The organism is Paenibacillus sp. cl6col (assembly GCF_900102125.1).
GTDB lineage: Bacteria > Bacillota > Bacilli > Paenibacillales > Paenibacillaceae > Paenibacillus_B > Paenibacillus_B suaedae.
The window spans coordinates 1-20,866 of the sequence record NZ_FNAZ01000012.1 but is presented as its reverse complement, the minus strand read 5'-3'; the positions used below and the strand labels follow the sequence as shown (position 1 = coordinate 20,866).

The following is a 20,866-nucleotide window of genomic DNA, read 5'->3' as shown; positions in this document are numbered from 1 at the left end:
TTTTTCTTTCTGAATTGTGTAGAACAAGAGGCGGCTAAGATGATTAATAAAAATATCATAATTAGATTAATTTGCTGTCCATATAAGAACTTGGATAACAACTCATTGACCAAAATCGCACATGTAATGGTTAGCGTGAGGAGAGCGAGTTTACGATTGGGGTCCTTTGCTCGTTTGCTGATTAGGATAATAACGCCTATTGTCAATGAAGCGTAGAATAATAATAGAGACATAACCCCCATTATAGAGAGAGTCATGAAATACCACTTCCTTTACATTAGGTTTGTGGGGATTATATCATACGTGTGCGGCAGGACGATTATTTTATTGTAACCGGGTAGAGCAAAGAAAGGGGAAGGCCGAGGCCTGTCCCCTTTTCTAATTTTCAATTAACCGGTTACGGATTTCGCTGATTTTCCTCGGAATAACAGGAAGCGTACCAATTCAATAAGTGCAATCACAAGCAGGGACATGCCAAGCAGCGGCATGAGCAGACCGAGAATGATTAAAATGACATAGAAGCCGATCATTGATTTCGTGTACGGCTGTCTTGGAGGTGCTGCAAGTCTTCCCCGAGGTCTGCGCATCCACCACATTTTAACTCCCCAGTATACAATGGCAAGCAGTGCAACTACCGTCAGCAGGCATAGGATCTGGTTCGGCCAGCCGAATAGATGCCCTTCATGCAAAGGAATCCCATAAGTGAACCACTGGGCGATAAGTCCGTAATCACGGTAGTCGATCTTATGAATCTGTGTGCCGCTATATTGATCGAAGTAAGCTGTTATTTCCTCGCTAGGCTTGATAACATCCATTCCGGTAATGCCTGATCCTGCGGATTTAGATGCCGTGTAGACGTCTTTCTCATCTGCTGGCAGGCTCAAGACGAAAGGCTTGGTCACTCCGTAATGATGGAGCATATGCTCGATATCATCTACAGAGAGTGGCAGATAGCCGGATGAGGATTGCGGAGCTTTCTCCTTTCTAGTAGCCCATGGCAGCTCCTTCGCTTCGGATTGCGGCGGGCTCACATACAGCTTCGGATACCCAATCGATTCGTTGCTTGCCGCCAGTTGATAGATCTGATTGCCCATGAAGCCAGACCAAGGAAGCCCTGTAACGATAAGAATAAGCAACGGTATGGTGAATATAATACCGAAAACGGTATGCCTTGACTTCGCCTTCTCACGCTTCGATCCAGTTGCAGACGCTCTCTTTTTCCAACCCATATATAAGCCAGAGACGATCAGAAATACTGCCCAGCATGCTGCTAGTTCCACCAAGTAGTTGACGGCGGTTCCACCCACTAGCAATGAACTATGCAAATTCCGAGTTATATTTCCAAAGGTGTCGTCGGCAAGGATGCTTCCAACGAGTTGTTTGTTACGATCTACAAATACATATCTTTCTTGACCGGCTTCATCACGCATGGAGAATCTGGTGTTGCGCGATTCATCATCGAAGTAACTGACCTTCGTCACTCGTTCTCCCGGGTACGCTTGCTCCGCAGCTGCAATTGATTGACTTGTTGTTAAGGTCTGGGTGTTGGTGCTCTGTCCGAAGTGAAGCGATTTGTATGCGATATCCTCGATTTCCGATTTGAACAGATATCCAATTCCGCTAAGCGATAACGTAATCAGCAGGGGGGCAATGAACAACCCCGCATAGAAATGCCATCGCCAAAACATATGGCTAAGTCTGTTGTTTGTTTTCATACTATGATGTTCCTCCTCTAAAAACAGGGGCTAGGTTGCAATACTAGGTCATTGTATGTGGAGGCGAAAAAGCGGACAAGACTCGATCGGGCTATATTTCACCGCATTTATTGAAAATTTAGTTACTTAATTTCGAGATAATCGTAGTAGAGGATAATTTTATAATGGTATATATAGGAAATTGGTGTGGCAAGAAGAAGAGGCAATTGAAGTCGTAGAAGGTCACAAGTAGAACGCCATAAGAAGAAAGGGAGAGAGTGCAATGAATGAGAGCCCTCCATTAAAGCCCGCGGATGAGGAAGCTGCTTGATTAACCGGATCGCTGACAGCAGCCCAACGGGGGGGCCAAGATTCCTTTATAGACTGCAACAGTACAAGATGTGTAAATGGATTCTTGGCCAGAATCATGCCTAAAGCGTGCAGTTATTCATGATGAATACGGATGTTTAAATCAGGATGAGCTTCGTTAATTATGTTAATTTGGGTAGCTAGTATATCGTATTCGATTGGCAAGCGGAAAAGCTTATTGTCTGGCAGGAATGTAATGCTCGTTCCTGTATCTTGAGTAATGCCGATTGTCCGTAATCTTCCTTGCGGAATACCCTGCTTATAATCTTGGCGGAATACTCTTCCTTCACGGCGAATCTCCACGGAAAGCGTGGATGAGAGCGCATTAACGACCGCCATGCTAATCCCCTGTTCTCCCCCGGGAGCAGTGAACGAAGCGCTTCTTGAGAACCTTCCCATATCCGTTAGAACGGATTGTGCCTGTGTAACATCGTGACCGGGAAGCACATTCACTGGGATGCCTCGGCCGTTGTCCGCAATGGTAACGCTACTATCCTGATGTACAAACAGGTTCACTTCTGTGCAATACCCTGCCTGGTGTTCTTGGATACAGTTCTCTAGGACAGCATGTATCAATAGATGCGGGTCATATTCATCTTCAGGAGCTCCCAAGTAAGTACCGGCATTACTCCGTGCCTCTGCCATCTCCATGTAGTCGCTGGCGTTGTTCAAGTCGGTGGCAGCTGATAGGAGCAGCAAGAGCGGCATAATACGGTGCTTAGGAACGGAATAGGCTCCGCCGCGTTCTTCCTGAACGAGCAGATCAGCGCCCAGCAAAGCCTTCGTATGGTGATACAATTGACCAGTTGTCCCCATATGAAGCCGTTCTACAAGCTGCGGTCCAGTTTGCGGCCCTTGCAGTAGGGAGATCAGAATCTCAAGACGCTGTTTATGCCCGAGTGCGCCGAGTACCTTGGCGGCCTTATCACTGTCTAAGGTAAGCAATTGGCTTACTCGTCGTTGACAAGGAGGCAAATGGTAGAGTTCATTCGTGCTGTTGTAATAAGAACCTGAGTAATTCAATTCCCCGAGGTCTTCTCGGTCATAGCTTTGATGCGCGGACTGTGTAAGGGGCATTTCGAATGCTCTCTGACCCGGCACAGCGCCGTCTGATGCGATTCGTCTGACTAGCTGATGTACTTCTTCTAATTGAGCTTTCAGTACATCCAACTCAGCTTCCACGTTGCGTGGAGATACCATCATACATCACTCCAAACTAATTATTGAAATGCGTAATTACGTATTTAAGTAAATTATAAACTGAATGTTTTTCATGTCAATCGCATGCTTCAATAATATGAGCCCTGGGATGCCCCAAATGAGGTCAGTTCCAGAGGCTCTTTGTCTCCTGCTACTTCAGTTGATATGTATAAGAGCTCGGAGTCGCGCCAGCGATCCGCCGAGTAAAATAGAGCATATCTCCCTTTATACTCTCGAAGTAAAGACTGTCGCCCTGCTTGTTCAATCCATTGGTCAATGCGGAGTCGATCAATGCTTTTTCTTCGCCGGTCAGGAGGTGCTTGTATAAAGCTATCGATTCTTTGGTCCTCCTATTGAAGAGATACAGGATTTTCTGTCTGGATGGGCGCACGAGCAAGTAATCGTCGAAGGCTTCCTCCACCGTAAACGTATCGTTCTCTCCGAAAATCTCCTGTGCAGAATAGGATGTCTTGATTGTTCCGTCCGTATCGGCGAGTTTTAAGGTGCTGTTGTCGATCATGATCCATAAGTCTCCGGCTTTTTCAATGCTTTTAAGATTAGTTCCGTTTCTCTCGTAACCGACTATGGACGAAGTCGCAACTTCATGATGATGGATGATCGCTTTATAGATAACATATCTCCTAGTAGAGTCATCTTCGATTTGCAGCATATAGCTGTCATTACTGATCTGGGATGCAGTCAATATGCTGGTATCCGAAGTTTTCAAGTTTATATTTTTAAGTAAAAATGGCTTATTGCCTGTACTCATATACAGGTCACCTATACTTTTGCGAAACCAAAATGCAGCACCCTTCTCTTTTGCGAATATATACGGCGTGTTATACGTAATATCCACGGTGCCAGTCCTGCTTTCCCAAGACATCGGCACTTGCAATACGGAAGAGAACAGCTGAAGCGGAACATACAGCGCGTTGTTATGTATAATCGGGGCTCCCTCAAGCTGTATCGTTTTACCGAAGGATTTGACTTGAGATTCCCCTACCTTCATTATGACCTCTTGTCCGGGAACAAGCACGCGAAAGGAATCATTGGAACTATCCATCCAGGTGAAAAAGGATAAATAATGGCCAAGTGAAAACATTGGCACGTATATGCGTCCCGACTGAAATATGGGTTTACCGTTTAGTTCTGCCTCTGCATGGTTAATCCGGATGGTAATATCGGACTCTAAACCAATTTTGGGACGGAAGAGGAAGACGGCGGCTGTCAACAATACGGCGGCGGCCAAAACATAGTTTAACCACTTTAGGATCTTCAAAGATCTCCCTCCAAATAGGTATATACATCCTATATTACAGGACGAATCTGGAAAGGGGAAGGCAACAGGTCAAGGATTCGACCACGATCAATAGGCGAGAATATAGCTTGGATACATGGAAATTGGGCGAAAGAGAACTTGACGGAAGATCGAGAACTAGGCAATTGCGGGGAGGTTCGGCTAAGATAGTACTCATAAGTTTTCAGACAACTGTCTGTTCAGATCGTCGAGGAGGGGGGCAGTTTACGGTTATGTTCAAATCTACGTATTTGCGCATTTTTGTATGGAGTGGCATATTTATCACCCTCATCATTATTCCGTTCTCCTTGTTTCTTGTTCAGCGTTTCTCAGATTATGCCACTGTGCAGTTAGGTACGATGAATCGGGAGAGAATTGAGGAGACGAGAGAGCGGACGGAATTTATTCTGTCGAAGCTGAAAGGGTATGGACTGATTATGTACGGGGATCAGACCATTCAGAACTGGATGTATTCGAATCAAGATGATCCACTGCAGGATGCAGCAGCACTCCAAACCCTATCCAAGTACCTATCGAAAGAACCCTTTTTTGAAGGCGCTTACTTATTGAATATGCGCAGAGAAAAAGTGATTGATTTCAATGTAGGGCTGATCGACTTTCAGGAATTCTCCGACCATACGATTCTCGAGAAAGTGAAGCAAGGCGCTCCCACTCTATTGCAATATTTTCATCATGAAGTAGGAAACAAATCCTACATAGGCTTATTGCTTCCGTCCTCCTATATCCGTAAGGAGCAGTATGGCTATCTCGTTGTATTGTTGAATAAGCGTGCAATGGAGCAGTACCTCATCGCGGGAGACGCTGATCCGGATTATCAAGTCGCGTTATTAGACCGGTCGGGGAGACAGGTACTTGGCGCAATCAACGAGTCAATTATGCCTGAGGTTATTCAGTCTAGATCGAATGATAAACATGGTGCTCTCGAACTCAAGAACGAGGGGGAGAGACTGTACATCAACTATATCGACTTAGAAGCGCAAGGCTGGACCCTATATTCGCTCTCGGGAATGAAGCAATTCCGGCAGCAGGCGACGACTTTTCAGCAGACGATCGTGCTGTACTCGGTACTTCTGCTAGTTGTCCTGCTCATCGTTGTATTTTGGAATTCACATCTCTTCTTCAAGCCCTTCCGAAGACTGGCGAATCAGGTTCACGGCAAGCTTGGACTTCATGCTGTCAGCGATTACGATGCGATTCAGCAGAGTGTCACGCTGCTGCGTGATCATTATCCCCTTATCAAGATGGAATACCTGCGTCAATGGATTCTTCAGGGCAGATTGGGAGACAGCACGCGGGCAGCGCTTGCTCGTGAATCGAGGATTCTTCAACACGAATGGATTAGGCTGTCTGTCGTGAAGATTGATGGCTTCTATGACATTGCGAAGCAATATGACTTTATGTCCCGGAAGCTGCTCAAGTATGCAGTTGGCAATATTGCGGAAGAACTTCTAGGCAGCGAGAGCCGAACGATCGAAGTAGTCGACTTTGGCGGTGATCACCTGCTGCTTCTGATTGGAGTTGCCGAACCTGCAGATGATGTGATGGAGCAATTAACGGAGCTCCGTCGTCAGGCTAAGGAGCATGTGCAGATGAACATCACTGTTGCTTATAGTGCAGCCAAGCATGTTCGCGATGATATGCGTGTTGTCTATGATGAGCTATGTGAGGTGACATTGTTCAAGTTCGTTAGCGGCGAGGATCGCATTTATACGGAGCAGGAGTATGAACGATACGCAGATTTGCACTGTCAGCCGGATGATATATTGCTGGATCAGCTCATCCAGTCTATTCGGAGCGGCAAGGAAGAGCAATCCTTGAACCTCATGGAGCAATTATTTGCAAGATTGCAGACGATGAGGTATTCAGAATGTCAGTTCCAGCTGCGGCTGTTATTCTTCTCTTTCGTCAAATCCTTCAGCAAGCTGACTTCCATTGATAGTGTGGAGGGGATGGAGCAGCGCCTGAAGAGGTTCACGAAGCTGGAGGATATCCATATGTGGATGAAGGAAGAGATAGTCCGCATCATGTCGCTGCTTGGTAATCAGAAGAGCTTGAATCGCAAGGGGAAGATCGTTCAAGAGGTGGTCGAATATATCCAATATCATATTCACGATCCAGCACTGTCCGTCGATGATATCGCAGACCATATTGCACTCTCCGCCAAATACGTGCGCCAGCTATTTCTCGATCATTATGGATACTCCATGTCTCAGTACATACTCAATAGGCGTATCGAAATGGTGAAGGAATTGCTGCTGCATTCCGATTTGAGTGTTGCAGATATTTCACAGCAGGCAGGCTTCCAGACCAAGAGCCACTTCTTCACCGCCTTCAAAAAATCAACAGGGATGACACCAGCACAGTACCGGCTGGAGCAGGTGCAAGAGGCAAGTGGTTAGCGGAGGGAATGAGCCGTAAACGAAATAGAAGCCAAATCGGCAAAATAAGAACCCTGACATATACCACAGCAGAACCTGATTCGGCCAATGAGAACTAGTGAGATCCATAGGTGAACTGCTACGATGACCCTATTACTCAATGGTTCCACACATAGATCGTGAATAGTGAGGAGGGGAGGCTTTGCGACGTACAAAAAGAGGAGGCCATGGATTTGTTTATGAGATAAGGAAGAATCGATACCTATACTTACTGGCTCTGCCAGGGCTGCTGTTTCTGCTTCTATTTGCTTATATGCCGATGCTGGGGCACTTGCTGGCTTTCCAGAGATACCGGCTTGCCGATGGACTGTTCGGCAGTGAGTGGATAGGCTTTCAGAACTTCGAGTTCTTCTTTCAAGGCAATGACTGGCTGCGCGTCACATGGAACACCGTATTTCTGAACGGATTGTTTCTCGTGTTCGGTCTTGGGACAGCAGTTGTGCTCGCCATTCTGTTGAATGAGGTCACAGGCAAGTGGTTCAAGAAGACCGCGCAATCATTTGTCTTTCTGCCCTACTTCATTTCTTGGCTCGTTGTCAGCATGATGGTGCAGACGATGTTCAGCTCAACAGAAGGAATGATGAATCAAACATTGACGGCGCTTGGCTTTGAAGGGGTGGATTGGTATCTATCCCCTGGAGTATGGCCGTATATTCTAACCTTCGTGTACGTATGGAAGGTAGCGGGATACAACTCCATTATCTTTCTGGCATCGATTACGAGTATTTCTTCTGAATATTATGAATGTGCCAAAATGGAAGGGGCGAGCCGCTTCCAGCAAATCATGTATATCACGCTTCCGCTATTGCGTCCGATCATCATCATTATGACGCTGCTTGGCATCGGCCGAATATTCTACGGGGATTTTGGTATGATATACGCCATTATTGGAGATGTTGGCGTATTATTCCCAACGACGGATGTCATTGATACGTATGCATATCGCGCGCTGCGGCAGATGGGCAACTTCAGCATGTCCTCTGCGATTATCCTCTATCAGTCTCTTATGGGACTCATCGCCGTTGTATTTTTCAATTGGTTGACACGGAAGGTTGACCCAGATTCTAGATTGTTCTAAGGTGTGATGAACATGCGTGAACGATTGTTTCTTGTCATTGTATATGGTTTTCTAATTGGTTTTGCCCTGATTTGCTTCATCCCGTTTTGGATTGTGTTGATCAATTCCTTTGCGAACGAATCCTATATCCAGACTGCTGGATATCAGTTGTTCCCCACGTCCTTCAGCTTAGATGCGTACGCCATGCTCTTGTCCGGAGATCAGGTCTTCCGGAGCTATGGTGTCACGTTATTTGTCACCATTACCGGAACGGTGCTTGGCGTTCTCCTTACAGCTTCCTATGCATACGTGCTGAGTCATCCGAAGGTGAAATATCGGAATATTCTGTCCTTCCTGACCTTCTTCACGATGCTGTTCGGCGCAGGACTTGTAGGATTCTACATGCTTATTGCGAACTGGCTTAATCTGAAAGACTCTTTATGGGCTCTTGTCCTGCCATACCTGCTGAACCCGTTCTATGCCTTCATCCTTGTGTCCTATTATCGGTCTCTGCCTTATGAGTTGAACGAAGCAGCCACTGTGGATGGGGCCAATGACATTCGTATCTTCTTCCGTGTCATATGGCCGATTTCCTTGCCGGTCATTGCAACGGTTGCTCTGTTCTATGCGCTGCAATATTGGAATGACTGGTACTTGTCGCTGCTATTTATTGATAACTATAAGCTTCATCCGCTGCAGATGATGATCAGGCAGCTGATGTCTAACTTGAATGCCATGGCATACGTAGCCGGGAGCAGGACGGAATACAATATTGTCGTCCCAACCTACGGCATGCAGCTTGCTATTGTCTGCATCACAATTGGGCCGATTGTGTTCGTATATCCATTTGTACAGAAATATTTCATTAAAGGCATGACATTAGGATCCGTGAAAGGCTAATTCATATCTTGTTGTAGGGGGACGAAGAAATGAAAATGAAACGCTGGTGGAACATCTCGCTTGTGTTGCTATTGTCCTTGTCTCTGATTGTGGGCTGCTCAAAAGGGAGGGAAGGATCGTCCAGCACGGATGCCTCGAAGGGGAGCGAGTCGTTAGGCAGCAAATTGGAACCGGTTACATTGAAGATCATGATCCCGGGAGACCGGCCGCCAGATATGGATCTTGTTATTGCAGAAGCAGAAAAGCGGATGAAGGATACGATTAACGTCAAGTTGGACATCGTATTCGTGCCGTGGGCTGACTTGGGGCAGAAGACACAGGTGACCCTTGCTTCTGGTGAAAGCATCGATCTGATCTTCGATGCACCATGGCTGCATATCAATCAAATGATTGCAGACGGCTACTATGAGCCGCTAGATGATCTGCTCAAGCAGTATGGTAAGAACGTGTTAGAGAAGCGTCCACAGCAAATGTGGGATGCGAACAAGTATGACGGCAAAATCATGGCAGTGCCGCTTGGATTAGTCTACATGGCGGGCAACGCTTATGTCGTGCGCAAGGATATTCGTGAGAAGCTGGGTGTGCCGCCTATCAAGACCTATAAGGAGTTAATTGATTTTGCTTACAAGGTGAAGGAGAAGGAGCCAGGCATCGCCCCGTTCACGGCGGCAGGAACCTCCGGGCAGCAGACATATTCGATGGTCAGCCAGCGCAGTCTGCATGATTATGATACGCATGTACGGTTTACCCATGCCCTTGGAAGCAGTCTGACCTTATATTACAAAGAGAATGATGGCAAGGTATTCAATCTGTTCGAGGATAAGGAACCGATTATGACATGGTTGAAGGAGGCCAGACAGATGTATAAAGATGGCCTCGTATACAAGGATATTTTGACTGCGAAGGATTTCATTCAGCCTTTCATGAGCGGGAAAGCCGCTATCGTGACGAAGGGATCATTCGGTACGGGACTCTCCTTCGATCAGCAGTTCAAGAGCAATGTTCCGAACGGTGATCTGGAGACCGTGACCTTCTTCGATCCGACCAAAGGGGCAAATATCTCGAACTTCAAGCAGTGGAACTTCCTTGCTGTTCCGAAGGTAAGCAAAAATAAGGAACGCGCAGTTATGTTTATGGACTGGGCGAATCAGAAGGATAACTATGATCTGCTGTCCTACGGGATACAAGGGAAGCATTGGGAAGCTATTGGCGACAAGGAATATAAAGTGCTTGATACGAAGGGGTATTCACAATTTGGCTACGTATGGGTATGGAATCCTATCGATGAACGGACGGATGCGGGAGCAGACAAAACATACGAACACTTTGATGCTGTGCTTCGTGATGCAGACAGTTTCACGAAGGATATATTGACGGGATTCGAATTCGATTCCTCTGGTGTACAGAATGACCTTAGCCAATATAATACGGTCGAGGCGAAGTACTATCCTGCATTGTTCAATGGCGTCCTTGATCCTGAGGAGACACTGAAGAAATTCGAGGCTGAAGCAGGGCCTTCCCTCAAGCGGATTCAGCAGGAGCTGCAGCGTCAAATCGATGCCTTCTTGGCAAAGAAGTAGCTCATCAAAAAAAGAGGCTATCCAGAAGTCTTGCGACTTCATGGATAGCCTCTTCGTTCTTCTTACAAGTAACCCCAGATCATCGTGAACAATGTACCGAACAACGTCACGAGAGCTACGAATAACGCGTACAGAATATTCGTATAGTTGGCTGTTTTCGTTGTCTTATCTTCATCGATATGCATGAACAGGAATAATTGCACGGCAGCCTGGATAGCTGCGCAGATAATCAAGATTGTAAGTCCTGTTGTGAATGACATATCCCATACAATGACGGCTAACGCAACGACAGAAAGGACGAGAGAGAAGACATAACCCATTACATGACGTATCGGGAATAGTTGTTTCATATCACATCATTCCTTTCAAGTATACGAAGCTGAAGATAAAGATCCATACTACGTCAAGGAAGTGCCAGTACAGCGAGAAGATGAACGACTTATTCGCTGTATCATGTGTAAATCCTTCACGCTTGATTTGCATCATCAATCCGGATCCCCACAGAAGACCCATCGTTACGTGCGCACCGTGTGTTCCAAGCAAGACGAACAAGCTGGACAGGAAGGCGGAAGTTTGCAGTGTTGCACCTTCATGCACGTAAGTGACAAATTCGAAAATCTCAACGCCTAGGAAGCCTAGGCCGAGCAGCAGCGTGATTCCGAAGAAGACCATGGCTGGCTTCTTCAGCTTCATGCGCATACTGTGAATCGCAAGTCCGCAAGTGAAGCTACTCGTTAAGAGCAGGAATGTCTCTAGCAATACAGGCTTGATTTCAAAGATTTCTTTGGCAGACGGGCCGTTGCCCGTACGAGTCCACAGTGTAAAGTAAACGGCGAACAAAGTCGCGAAGAGTACAATCTCCGCGCCGAGGAACAGCCAGAAGCCGAAGATTCGGTTACGGTTCTCCTCTGTCTGATATTCTAGCGGCAGCGTATTATCGATCTTCATGCTCTATCACCCCGCAATTGTTGTTCCGTCTTTTTGATTTCCTTCACCGAGATATGGCGGCCATGATCCCGTTCAAAGGAACGTACTGCAAGCATAATCAGAATGAGGAAGCTTGTGATAATGGCAGGTGTCCACCACATAAATACCATAAAGAATCCCCAGAAGAAGAAGATAACACCGAGAATGAACGGCTGGCCGTTATTGTTCGGCATATGAATTTCTTCAAGCTCACCTTCGAACAATGGTTGCTTGTTCTTTTTCCAGAGCCAGAAGGCATCAAGGCTCTTCACCTTTGGAACGATAGCAAAGTTATATTCAGGCACCGGACTGTGCGTTGCCCATTCAAGCGAGCGTGCATCCCACGGATCGCTCGTTGTATCTCTAGGCTGGTAGCGGAAGCTCCAGTAAATGTTGTACACGAGAATCGCGAAGCCGATAGCAAGACCGACAGAACCGATTGTTGCAAGCAAGTTGAGCGGGCCGAAGCCAGTTTCTGCAGAGTACGTGTACATACGGCGTGTCATACCTTTCAGTCCCAAGAAGAACAATGGAAGGAATGTCACGTTAAAGAAGATTGCGATGAACCAGAAGCTGATCTTACCAAGACGCTCGTTCAGGCGGAAGCCGAACAATTTAGGGAACCAGTAGTACATACCTGCGATAACCGCAAATACGGTACCTGGAATCAATACGTAGTGGAAGTGAGCAACCAAGAACATCGTATTGTGATACTGATAGTCAGCACTTGCCATTGCAAGCATAACGCCCGTTACGCCACCAATCGTGAAGATTGGAATGAAGGCAAGGGAGTACAGCATCGGTGTTGTGAACTGTATCTTACCCTTTCGCAGGGTGAACAGCCAGTTAAATATCTTAACCCCGGTCGGAATCGAGATCGCCATCGTACTAACGGAGAAGAATCCGTTAACCATTGCGCCGTGACCCATCGTGTAGAAGTGATGCGCCCACACGAGGAAGGACAAGAGCGAGATGGCTACCATACTGACAACCATCGATTTGTAACCGTACAAGTTCTTGCGAGAGAACGTTGAGATAATTTCACTATATATACCGAAGGCCGGCAAGATAACGATATATACCTCAGGATGTCCCCATACCCAGAACAGGTTGGCCCAGAGCATATCCATACCGCCGTTGGCCATCGAGAAGAACTGAGAGCCGAACATGCGGTCGAATGTCATAAGCGCAAGCGCTACAGTCAATACAGGGAATGCGAACAAAATGATAACGTTCGTGATCAGAACCGACCACGTGAACATTGGCATTTTCATCAATGTCATGCCAGGCGCTCGCATTCTCAAGATTGTAACGATGAAGTTGACGCCTGTCATCAAAGTACCAAGACCTGCAATCTGCAATGCGATCGCATAGAAGTTATTCCCGATCTTCGGTGCAAGCTCAGGACCTGCAAGCGGGAAGTAAGAAGTCCAGCCTGCGTCCGGGGAGCCCCCGATAACGAACGAGATGTTGAACAGCATTGCTCCCCAGAAGAACAGCCAGAAGCTGACTGCGTTCAGGCGAGGGAATGCGACGTCGCGCGCCCCGATTTGGAGTGGTATAACTACGTTCATCAAGCCGATAATAAATGGCATCGCCATAAAGAGAATCATAATAACGCCGTGCGTTGTAAATACTTCATTATAGTGCTGGGCATCCAGGAACTTCATATCAGGTGCAGCCAGCTGCGTACGCATCATCAGAGCGTCCATACCGCCGCGGAACAGCATGACCAGGGCACTCAGGATGTACATGATACCGATTTTCTTATGGTCAACGGTTGTCAGCCATTCCCGCCACAGATAGCCCCATTTTTTGAAATAGGTCAAGCTGAAGATGATGGCTATCGTCACGAGCACGATGCTGGCCATAGCGCCATAAATCATCGGTTCGCCGGTAACGAAAAATTCGTCCCATTTCATAGTCTCAAATTACTCCTTTCTTGTTCAATCTAGTTGCCATGTTGAGAATGATCCATCTCTTGGTGTTCATCGTTGGAATGTTCCATGTTCGAATGATCCATTTTCGAGTGGTCCATTTCTTTATCCGATTCCTTATGAGAGTCGTCATGAGACGATCCACCATGATTGTGGCCGCCATGTTCGCCCTCTGGTGCTGGTCTGAATGTCAAGTGTGTGGAGGAATAAGATTTCCGTCCTACAAATTCGGTCTTCAGCAAGGAGTTGAATTCCTCTTCTGTTAATTCAGAAGCGGTACCCTTCACTTCTTTTACCCACTCTGTGTACTTGGTAGGGGACATTGCGAGCACTTCGAATTGCATGTGCGCAAAGCCTTTACCGCTGAAGTTCGAGTTTTTACCCATGAATGAACCTTCATGATCAGCTGCAAGGTGAAGCGTCGTCACCATGTCGCTCATCGCGTACTTCTGACCGCCAAGCTGCGGTACCCAGAAGCTTGTAATCGGTCCGTAAGAATAGAGACGGAACTCGATTGGGCGATTCGTAGGGATATTCAGATAGTTCACCGTTTCAATGCCTTCTTCTGGATAGCTGAAATGCCATTTGAAGTTGGATGATGCGGCATAGATAACGAGTGGCTTCTGATTGTCATAGCCTTCTGGAGGCGATTCTACTGCAACAGTAGAGCGAATCGTCACAACAGATAGCACGGTTACAATAATGACCGGAATTAACGTCCACGTAATTTCCAGCCACTTGCTGCCTTCCTCATGAGGAGGCTCATAATCAGGTGCTGATTTTGAAGCGCGATACTTCGTTAACATGAAAATATAAAGTGCGTACACGACGAACAAAATTCCTGCCATCATAATCATGGAGAAAATAATGACGTCGGACTGCGTCTTGGCCTGAGGACCTTTCGGATTCAAAACATCTAATGAATCACAACCGGTCAAGAGGACAAGAAGAGCTGCGAATAAGGTGAATAACAACCCTTTCTTTTTCATCAAGGTACCCCTTTCTCTGTTGGTTGGCTTTATATATAGTAGGAAATCGGGATATTGTAACCATGCTATATCTTATTAGGAAGCACTCTGAATTACAAATGACATAGTGATCCTTAGTTGACATAGATATCCATATAAGGATCAAGTTTTCCTGCCCAAATTAAGCCCAAAAGCCGAAAAAGTGATAAATATCATTGAATTTCCGCCAAAATCGCCGTTTTTGAAATTTGTTCATAATTGCCTCTAAGACCATCAAGTGTACCAATACTGTCACAATTGTGAGCCCTTCAAAGGCGGTAAAACCCACATTATTCCTCAATTTTAAAGGATTTGTGTACAACAGAAGTGAATGTGCAAGTTGGTATGAACCGTGGTAGATAAGCAATAGGGAGATCCGAATTGCTCGTTCTAGCGCACGCTCGCTCCGTTTTGTAATACATCGTTTACGAACAGCACAGAATAACCATTCATAACGATTGTTAGGAAATAATTCTAATTTTAAGTAGGATAGAGTGTTTTTAGCTCTAATTACTCGCGAATTCGCCGGTTTTCGCTAGAATACGACACCTTATGAGGTAGAATATATCATCCGCTATCCGAGGAAGGCGGATTTTGATATATTTTTATGTGGGTTCGAGGACAGTGGCGGTACACCAATTTATTTGCGGAACATGGGGGTAACGAGGTGAAGGTTGGGCAATTTCTTAGGTTAGTTGAAATCCAAACGAAAGTAGCGAGCATGATACCGTTCTTCATCGGAACGTTATACGCGCTATATCGATTTCATGAATTTCGGCTAGTTCCATTTCTACTTATGTTCGCCTCATTATTGTCTTTCGACATGGCGACCACGGCCATTAATAATTATATTGATTACAAAAAGGCGATTAAAACACACGGGTATGGTTATGAAGTACACAATGCGATTGTATCCTATGGACTCAAGGAGTCGAGGGTAGTTAGGGTCATTGCGACGCTTCTTGTAACGGCCATAAGTTCTGGGGTTGCCCTGGTGCTGCAGACGGATATTCTTATTCTTGGGTTAGGAGGCTTGTCATTCCTTGTAGGTTTCCTCTATTCGCTAGGTCCGATTGCGATATCACGAATGCCGCTTGGCGAGTTGTTCTCCGGATTGTTTATGGGGTTCGTTATCATTTTCATTTCTACATACATACATGTAGACAAGGAACAGCTTGTATCACTGGCGATTGACTTCCGGATGGCTCATCTCGATATCAATCTAATAGAAGTGCTGTTGGTGTTCGCGATATCGATTCCAGCTGTTCTGAGCATAGCGAATATTATGTTGGCCAATAATATTTGCGACATTGAGGATGATCTGGCGAACAAGCGATATACACTGCCCGTGTATATCGGGAAGCCGAGCGCACTGATGTTGTTCCAATGGTTGTATGTGGCGGCGTACCTGGACGTCATTGTCCTCTTTGCCATCGGGGTACACCCTGTGCTGTTGCTGCTTATTGTGGCGACGTTCATTCCGGTACGAAGAAATATGAAGAAATTCATAACGAAGCAGACGAAGGAACATACCTTTGTACTGGCCGTGAAGAACTTCATTCTGATGAATGCTGCTCGTATCCTTGTGTTGGGATTAGCAATCTTATTCTCTTGAACATAAGACAAGGGATGTGCCGCTTGGCACATCCCTTGTCTTATTTGTCCGCAAAAAGACGTCATCCATGTAGGACATTGACGTCCTCCGAACCGTAAAGGTGAATGATCACCTACACTCGCCCCATCAATTGATTTGCGATAATGACGGCTTTCTCTTCTCTCGTCAGAGATTTAAAGACGAGATCATAAGAGTGGTCAATGAGCATCTGGATATCTTGATCACTCAAGCTGCCATTGAGCGCCACCGTGTTCCAATGTCGCTTGTTCATGTGATAACCCGGTGTAATCTCGGCGAATTGCTCGCGCAGGGACTCGGCACGGAAGGGGTCACACTTCAACGTAACACTTGGACAACCGTCCGTTTCACGGAACAAAGCAAATATTTTGCCACCTACACGGAATACGGGGACATCGTCTCCGAACGGGTAGGTCAGACGAGCGCCTTGTTTGTCAAAACAATAGTCATTCCAATCCTGCATGTCGAAACATTCCTTTTCATAGATGAAGATAGTTATCTTTAGCATATCGAAAGGTTGATAGAAATGCAACGGGGCGGATTGACTTCTGTAAGTTCATTTAAAAAAATTGTCGAATTTGCTGAAAATACGGCGATAGATTTCTCTTGTTGCGGAAAGGTGGAGTTGGAGATGGAAATGGACTATCCATGAATTCGGATCGGTAGGCTGGAGAGTTTGTGGCTGTGATCAGGCATATGCTCGTCAATGTGGAAGGTTTCCGATGCGGAAGCGAAAGGGAACCGCTTGACGAAGGATGTTAGCGCATATTCTGCCTCCAGCCGGGCAAGTGGTGCGCCAAGACAGAAATGGTGGCCACTGCCGAAGGTCAAATGCTTGTCGTTGCCTATACGATGAATATCGAATTTCTCTGGATGGGCAAATTGTCTGTCGTCACGATTTGCGGAACTCATCCAAGCGATCACGATCTGCCCCTTCTTCATAGGCGGGCCGAACACATTCGTATCCTGCGTGATTGTACGATCAATGGATATGTGGAACCGGTAGCGCAGCACTTCGTCGATTGTTTGCGGGACAAGCTCGGGATGTTGGCACAGTTCATCGTAAGCAGACGGTTGATCATAGAGCAGACTATAGAAACAATTCGTTATGAGTGTAGTTGTCGTTTCATTTCCGGCACCCAAGAGGCCGATACCGGTTCTTGCGATTTCCTCATCGGTCAATCGGCTTCCTTCGTATTCTGCCATGGTCAGGTCGGACAAGATGTCATCTTGAGGGTGTGCTCGTTTCTCCAAAACAAGGGGGAGTAAATATGCTGAGAATTCTTTAATGGCCGTGTCTTTTTGAAGCTTCTGCTGCTCAATGCTCCCCCGATGATGGCCCATGAACAAAATGTTGGACCAGTGTTTGATCTGTTCCCAGTCCCGTGACGGCACGCCAAGCAGGTTGGCAATTACGGTCACAGGCAGCGGGACAGCGTATGCATTCACAATGTCCACCGTGTTCTGTGATTGCATGTTGTCAAGTAATCCATCGACGATTGCTTGAATTTTCGGTTTCCACTGATCCAAGCTGCGTGGAACGAATGCTTTGGCAATAAGCGCACGGCGCTTACGATGTATCGGCGGATCCGAGAGGGTCAGGCTGATACCGCTGTTATCCCTCGGAACGGGGACGATACTACGCTCGCGAACGCTGGAGAAGAGTTGATGATCCGAGAGAACTCGTTTTGCATCCTCATAGCGGAATACATTCCACACATCCTGCTCTGCGTCGTAATAGACAGGGTTCTTTTCACGCATATGCTGGAACCAGGCATACGGATTCCACAACTGCTCTTTCGTGTTGAACCCAGTAATCTCATGAATAAAAATTTCACCCTTTGTTTTCAATTGATTTACCTCCTCCGTAATTGTATAGCTGGTCGTTAAGAGTTTCGATCCAGTTCAGTTCGCTTTGAAGCTTCTTGATCAGGAATTGAAACGTGCTCAGGGCGAAAGGTTTGCCTTCGGTGAGTGACTGTCCTTGGGTAATGATTTCGAGTTGGCTGCGAAGATAATCGGTTCGGGCGTTCAAAATCGCCTGCTGTTCGGGAACCTGCAAATAATCGAACAAACTAACGCGAACAATGAATTCATTCTCATGAGCTGCAAATTCCGGAGGGAATTCCCGCAGCAGCTTATGGAACATCTTTTTTCCTAGCTCAGTAATGGCGTACATGTGGCGGGAAGGCTTTCCAGACTGGGTATCCACTTCCTTCGTAATGGCTCCCATCTGTTCGAACTTGCGAAGGGAGGGATAGAGCATGTTGTTGTTGACGCGGATGGAGTCGGCGAACAGACGCTCCAACTGCTTCTTTACCTCATAGCCGTGCTTGGGCTTAATCATGAGATGATGAAGCAACAATATATCGATGTACATATGTCCTCCTGTTCGTATATAAATTAGAGCATAGGTTATTTTAACCTATGCTCAGGGATAATTGATCATATGCGGCTCAGTAAATGTAAATACATGTAAAAAGTGTGAATTATCTATTTGTCGGGACGATACACCATGCAGTATTGTTGGGATACGCTGTTCCCGGGCATTGGGATTGTATCCACCACTTCGAATCCATAATGTCCATACAAGGAAATGTTGCTCGGGTTATGTGTCTCCAGCGTGCAAGGAATGCCACGCGCATCGCACTCAGAGAGCAAGGGCCTCATTAATTGGCTGACGAAACCCTGGCCGCGGAATTGCGGCTGCACGACAAGCATGTCCAAATGGATATAATCCTGCTCGTTCAGTTCGGATATCCAGGCGGAGCTCATAGAGTTAAGCGTTGACAATCCACGTATAAATTGATGGATGCTGATATAACGGCACATCGGGATTGATTTGATAATTGCACAAGCAATTCGGTACAAGTACTGTGCATGTGAGAACCGGGACACTCCTGTCCGCTCAGAACGGAACACGAGGGCAACGGCTTCAAGCTGTTCGGACGTTGCATACAGGTCGGCTTCCTGATACAGCATGGCAATATAGTTGCGGAAGAAGATGATGAGCACCTCAAGGCGGGTTGTCCGCTCCGGAAGCATGTGCTCATATAGCGGGTCATCCATGAAGCCTTGCGCAAGGACGACGGCAGCTTGGCGGATATCTGTGCGGCGTAGTTTTACGTAGTTGGGTTCGGAAGTTCTGTTCGTTGTAACGTTAGCGTGACTTGCTCTTGAATTACAAATGGTTCCACCTCGGATCATGATTCAATGTAAATAAGGCTCCACGTTAGGCTTTCCTTGCTTGTTCATTTAGTCGGCCGAATTTCGGAAACCTCCTGTCTATCGTACTGCTGCGCATTCGTCTAAGTCAACGCATGTGCCCTTACTCCCGTTTGCCGTTGTGGATGAAGTTCGAGTGTGCAGCAGGTTGAATGATATCCCCTAATATAGTAAATAAGCCGTGCAGGACTCCTTACCGCGATTGAATGCGGCTTCGGGATCTTTTGCGCGGCTTTTCTTTTTTTATTTGTTAGTGCTGTGCTGCTTTCCTGGCAAGCTCGAACCCGGGTTGCCTTCGCCATGGCGCTGCTGGTTGCGCTTTGCCTTCTGCTGGTCTTCATGCAGCTTATCCACGAATTGTTTGGTGTCTTCCATTGAACAGATCCCTCCTTGTTAGGCACTCCTTGATACTATAACCGGTTGAAGGGAAAATCATGTCCACATAAGTCGTATTTATTGTTGAATTGCGGCTCCTGTTACTTGTTCCTCGTTGTCAAATAGATGATGCCTAAAATAGCGGCATAGGTATAGGTGAACACCCTTGAAGTCATTTTCATTGTTTCATCATCGGTAAATAGTTGGATGAAAAATTAATGCCCAGAACGATGCCGAAACCGATGTAAACTCCTTTGTAAAATTCGGAGTAAATCCCCGTCTTTTTATTCGCTCTATCTGGCTGCTCCCTATCGTCCCTTATTCTGAGTAGGAGCATCATAATTACGAAATATAAAATGGCGCCAGAAACGGCAATCTCCTTTGTGAGAGGATTGGGGATGAAAAAGTACGCAAAAACGGCAAATGCTACGATGACCGCCAACAGAATGTAATTGACTGTAGTTTTTTTCAATTTAAATCACTCCTGTTTGAGCCGATCCGAATTTCGTTGAAGTGGAAAAAGCTCTTGCTGCAATCGAAAGAATACCTGATGATGTCATTGAGCGCGGTCCGGAAGCGATCATGGAGTGGTTCAATACGAACACGGAATTTCGCGTCTCCGAGTATCAAACGAGCGGAATTGTTGGTTGCACATCTGCAGTAGGATTAGCCATAGCAGCTCTTGTTTTTGCACCAGCTAAGATTACCAAAATAAAAGACGCCATTAAGGCAGCTGGCGGAACTGTGAAATTCGTGACAAAAGTGCTGGAAACCTACAAAGTGGCCAAAGGAATGGGCTTGTCTACGATGGAGGCTATCAAAATGGGTGTGCAAGAGCGGGAGGCCACTGAAGAACTAGCCATTTTCTTCAGATGCTATTTAGATAAAAGAAAAGAAGACATTCGTACCGCTTTTCGGGACGAATGTCTTCTTTTTGTGGGTCTAGCTTAGCTGTGTTTTCTAGTAACCTCAGTCCACTAGCTTCAATATTCGCTTGAGATTTACAGCAAATATCGCCATCGCGCCTTGTAATTGCATGCCAAGCAGACCCGAGGATGTGGCTACATCATACCCGTGTCCATGTTTGAGTTCGCTGTTTTTGGCTTCAATTTTGTAGCGTTCCTTAGATTTCGCCTTGAAATATTCTGTTTCCTGGAACGCTATCTG

20 protein-coding genes are annotated in these 20,866 nt (G+C 46.3%); 6 read left to right on the top strand and 14 right to left on the bottom strand.

Annotation, left to right across the window (positions count from 1 at the left end; genetic code table 11):
• Positions 1–389: 389 nt before the first annotated feature.
• The 3 genes from BLS15_RS24420 to BLS15_RS24410 form a co-directional block, all read right to left on the bottom strand.
• Positions 390–1,715: a PepSY-associated TM helix domain-containing protein gene (locus BLS15_RS24420; protein ID WP_028533326.1), complete on the bottom strand. Its 1,326-nt coding sequence runs from the start codon at positions 1,713–1,715 to the stop codon at positions 390–392.
• A 423-nt stretch (positions 1,716–2,138) separates the two neighbouring features.
• Positions 2,139–3,266: an ATP-binding protein gene (locus BLS15_RS24415; RefSeq protein ID WP_090514238.1), complete on the bottom strand. Its 1,128-nt coding sequence runs from the start codon at positions 3,264–3,266 to the stop codon at positions 2,139–2,141.
• A gap of 148 nt (positions 3,267–3,414) precedes the next feature.
• Positions 3,415–4,542, bottom strand: a complete 1,128-nt coding sequence (locus BLS15_RS24410; protein WP_028533328.1) for a copper amine oxidase N-terminal domain-containing protein — start codon at positions 4,540–4,542, stop codon at positions 3,415–3,417.
• 251 nt (positions 4,543–4,793) lie between these two features.
• Here BLS15_RS24410 and BLS15_RS24405 point away from each other — a divergent pair, with 251 nt between their 5' ends.
• From BLS15_RS24405 to BLS15_RS24390, 4 genes are all read left to right on the top strand, one after another.
• Positions 4,794–6,980 carry a helix-turn-helix transcriptional regulator gene (locus BLS15_RS24405; protein WP_090514235.1) on the top strand — a complete coding sequence of 729 codons (2,187 nt, stop codon included), beginning with the start codon at positions 4,794–4,796 and terminating at the stop codon, positions 6,978–6,980.
• Positions 6,981–7,161: 181 nt separating this feature from the next.
• Positions 7,162–8,097 carry an ABC transporter permease gene (locus BLS15_RS24400; protein ID WP_021257350.1) on the top strand — a complete coding sequence of 312 codons (936 nt, stop codon included), beginning with the start codon at positions 7,162–7,164 and terminating at the stop codon, positions 8,095–8,097.
• A 12-nt stretch (positions 8,098–8,109) separates the two neighbouring features.
• Positions 8,110–8,976: a carbohydrate ABC transporter permease gene (locus BLS15_RS24395; RefSeq protein ID WP_021257349.1), complete on the top strand. Its 867-nt coding sequence runs from the start codon at positions 8,110–8,112 to the stop codon at positions 8,974–8,976.
• A gap of 29 nt (positions 8,977–9,005) precedes the next feature.
• Positions 9,006–10,556, top strand: a complete 1,551-nt coding sequence (locus BLS15_RS24390) for an extracellular solute-binding protein (RefSeq protein ID WP_090514232.1) — start codon at positions 9,006–9,008, stop codon at positions 10,554–10,556.
• A gap of 62 nt (positions 10,557–10,618) precedes the next feature.
• Here the strand turns inward: BLS15_RS24390 and qoxD are convergent, their stop codons facing one another.
• The 4 genes from qoxD to qoxA are packed head-to-tail and all read right to left on the bottom strand — an operon-like array spanning position 10,619 to position 14,448.
• The gene (gene qoxD, locus BLS15_RS24385; RefSeq protein ID WP_005545125.1) at positions 10,619–10,906 is read right to left on the bottom strand and encodes a cytochrome aa3 quinol oxidase subunit IV; all 288 of its coding nucleotides are present in this window, start codon (positions 10,904–10,906) and stop codon (positions 10,619–10,621) included.
• 1 nt (position 10,907) lies between these two features.
• Positions 10,908–11,504 carry a cytochrome aa3 quinol oxidase subunit III gene (gene qoxC / locus BLS15_RS24380; protein ID WP_021257346.1) on the bottom strand — a complete coding sequence of 199 codons (597 nt, stop codon included), beginning with the start codon at positions 11,502–11,504 and terminating at the stop codon, positions 10,908–10,910.
• On the bottom strand, positions 11,501–13,444 hold the full coding sequence (qoxB, locus tag BLS15_RS24375; RefSeq protein ID WP_021257345.1) for a cytochrome aa3 quinol oxidase subunit I: 1,944 nt from the start codon (positions 13,442–13,444) through the stop codon (positions 11,501–11,503). The genes qoxC and qoxB overlap by 4 nt, the downstream gene beginning before the upstream one ends.
• Before the next feature lie 29 nt (positions 13,445–13,473).
• A complete protein-coding gene (qoxA, locus tag BLS15_RS24370; RefSeq protein WP_021260887.1) occupies positions 13,474–14,448 on the bottom strand; it encodes a cytochrome aa3 quinol oxidase subunit II in 975 nt (324 codons plus the stop codon).
• A gap of 685 nt (positions 14,449–15,133) precedes the next feature.
• On the opposite strand from qoxA, the gene BLS15_RS24365 reads away from it, so the two are divergent.
• Positions 15,134–16,081 (top strand): prenyltransferase, encoded by a 948-nt coding sequence (locus BLS15_RS24365; RefSeq protein ID WP_090514229.1) that lies wholly within the window; start codon positions 15,134–15,136, stop codon positions 16,079–16,081.
• Between the two features lie 112 nt (positions 16,082–16,193).
• Here the strand turns inward: BLS15_RS24365 and BLS15_RS24360 are convergent, their stop codons facing one another.
• The 6 genes from BLS15_RS24360 to BLS15_RS24335 all read right to left on the bottom strand — a co-directional run bounded on the left by BLS15_RS24360 (position 16,194) and on the right by BLS15_RS24335 (position 20,171).
• On the bottom strand, positions 16,194–16,562 hold the full coding sequence (locus BLS15_RS24360; protein ID WP_021257342.1) for an MmcQ/YjbR family DNA-binding protein: 369 nt from the start codon (positions 16,560–16,562) through the stop codon (positions 16,194–16,196).
• Positions 16,563–16,741: 179 nt separating this feature from the next.
• On the bottom strand, positions 16,742–17,950 hold the full coding sequence (locus tag BLS15_RS24355; RefSeq protein WP_090514227.1) for a cytochrome P450: 1,209 nt from the start codon (positions 17,948–17,950) through the stop codon (positions 16,742–16,744).
• Positions 17,934–18,479 (bottom strand): PadR family transcriptional regulator, encoded by a 546-nt coding sequence (locus tag BLS15_RS24350; protein WP_090514224.1) that lies wholly within the window; start codon positions 18,477–18,479, stop codon positions 17,934–17,936. Before BLS15_RS24350 ends, BLS15_RS24355 begins: the two co-directional genes overlap by 17 nt.
• Before the next feature lie 113 nt (positions 18,480–18,592).
• Positions 18,593–19,306, bottom strand: a complete 714-nt coding sequence (locus BLS15_RS24345; protein ID WP_021257339.1) for a GNAT family N-acetyltransferase — start codon at positions 19,304–19,306, stop codon at positions 18,593–18,595.
• A gap of 261 nt (positions 19,307–19,567) precedes the next feature.
• Positions 19,568–19,699, bottom strand: a complete 132-nt coding sequence (locus tag BLS15_RS24340) for a DUF4023 family protein (RefSeq protein ID WP_021257338.1) — start codon at positions 19,697–19,699, stop codon at positions 19,568–19,570.
• Between the two features lie 178 nt (positions 19,700–19,877).
• Entirely contained in the window at positions 19,878–20,171 is a 294-nt protein-coding gene (locus BLS15_RS24335) for a hypothetical protein (RefSeq protein WP_090514222.1), read from the bottom strand.
• A 41-nt stretch (positions 20,172–20,212) separates the two neighbouring features.
• Between BLS15_RS24335 and BLS15_RS24330 the strand changes: the two genes are divergently transcribed.
• Positions 20,213–20,650: a hypothetical protein gene (locus BLS15_RS24330; RefSeq protein WP_254777403.1), complete on the top strand. Its 438-nt coding sequence runs from the start codon at positions 20,213–20,215 to the stop codon at positions 20,648–20,650.
• An 18-nt stretch (positions 20,651–20,668) separates the two neighbouring features.
• Here the strand turns inward: BLS15_RS24330 and BLS15_RS24325 are convergent.
• On the bottom strand, positions 20,669–20,866 hold a 198-nt coding region (locus tag BLS15_RS24325), incomplete at its 5' end, for a transposase (RefSeq protein WP_175460833.1).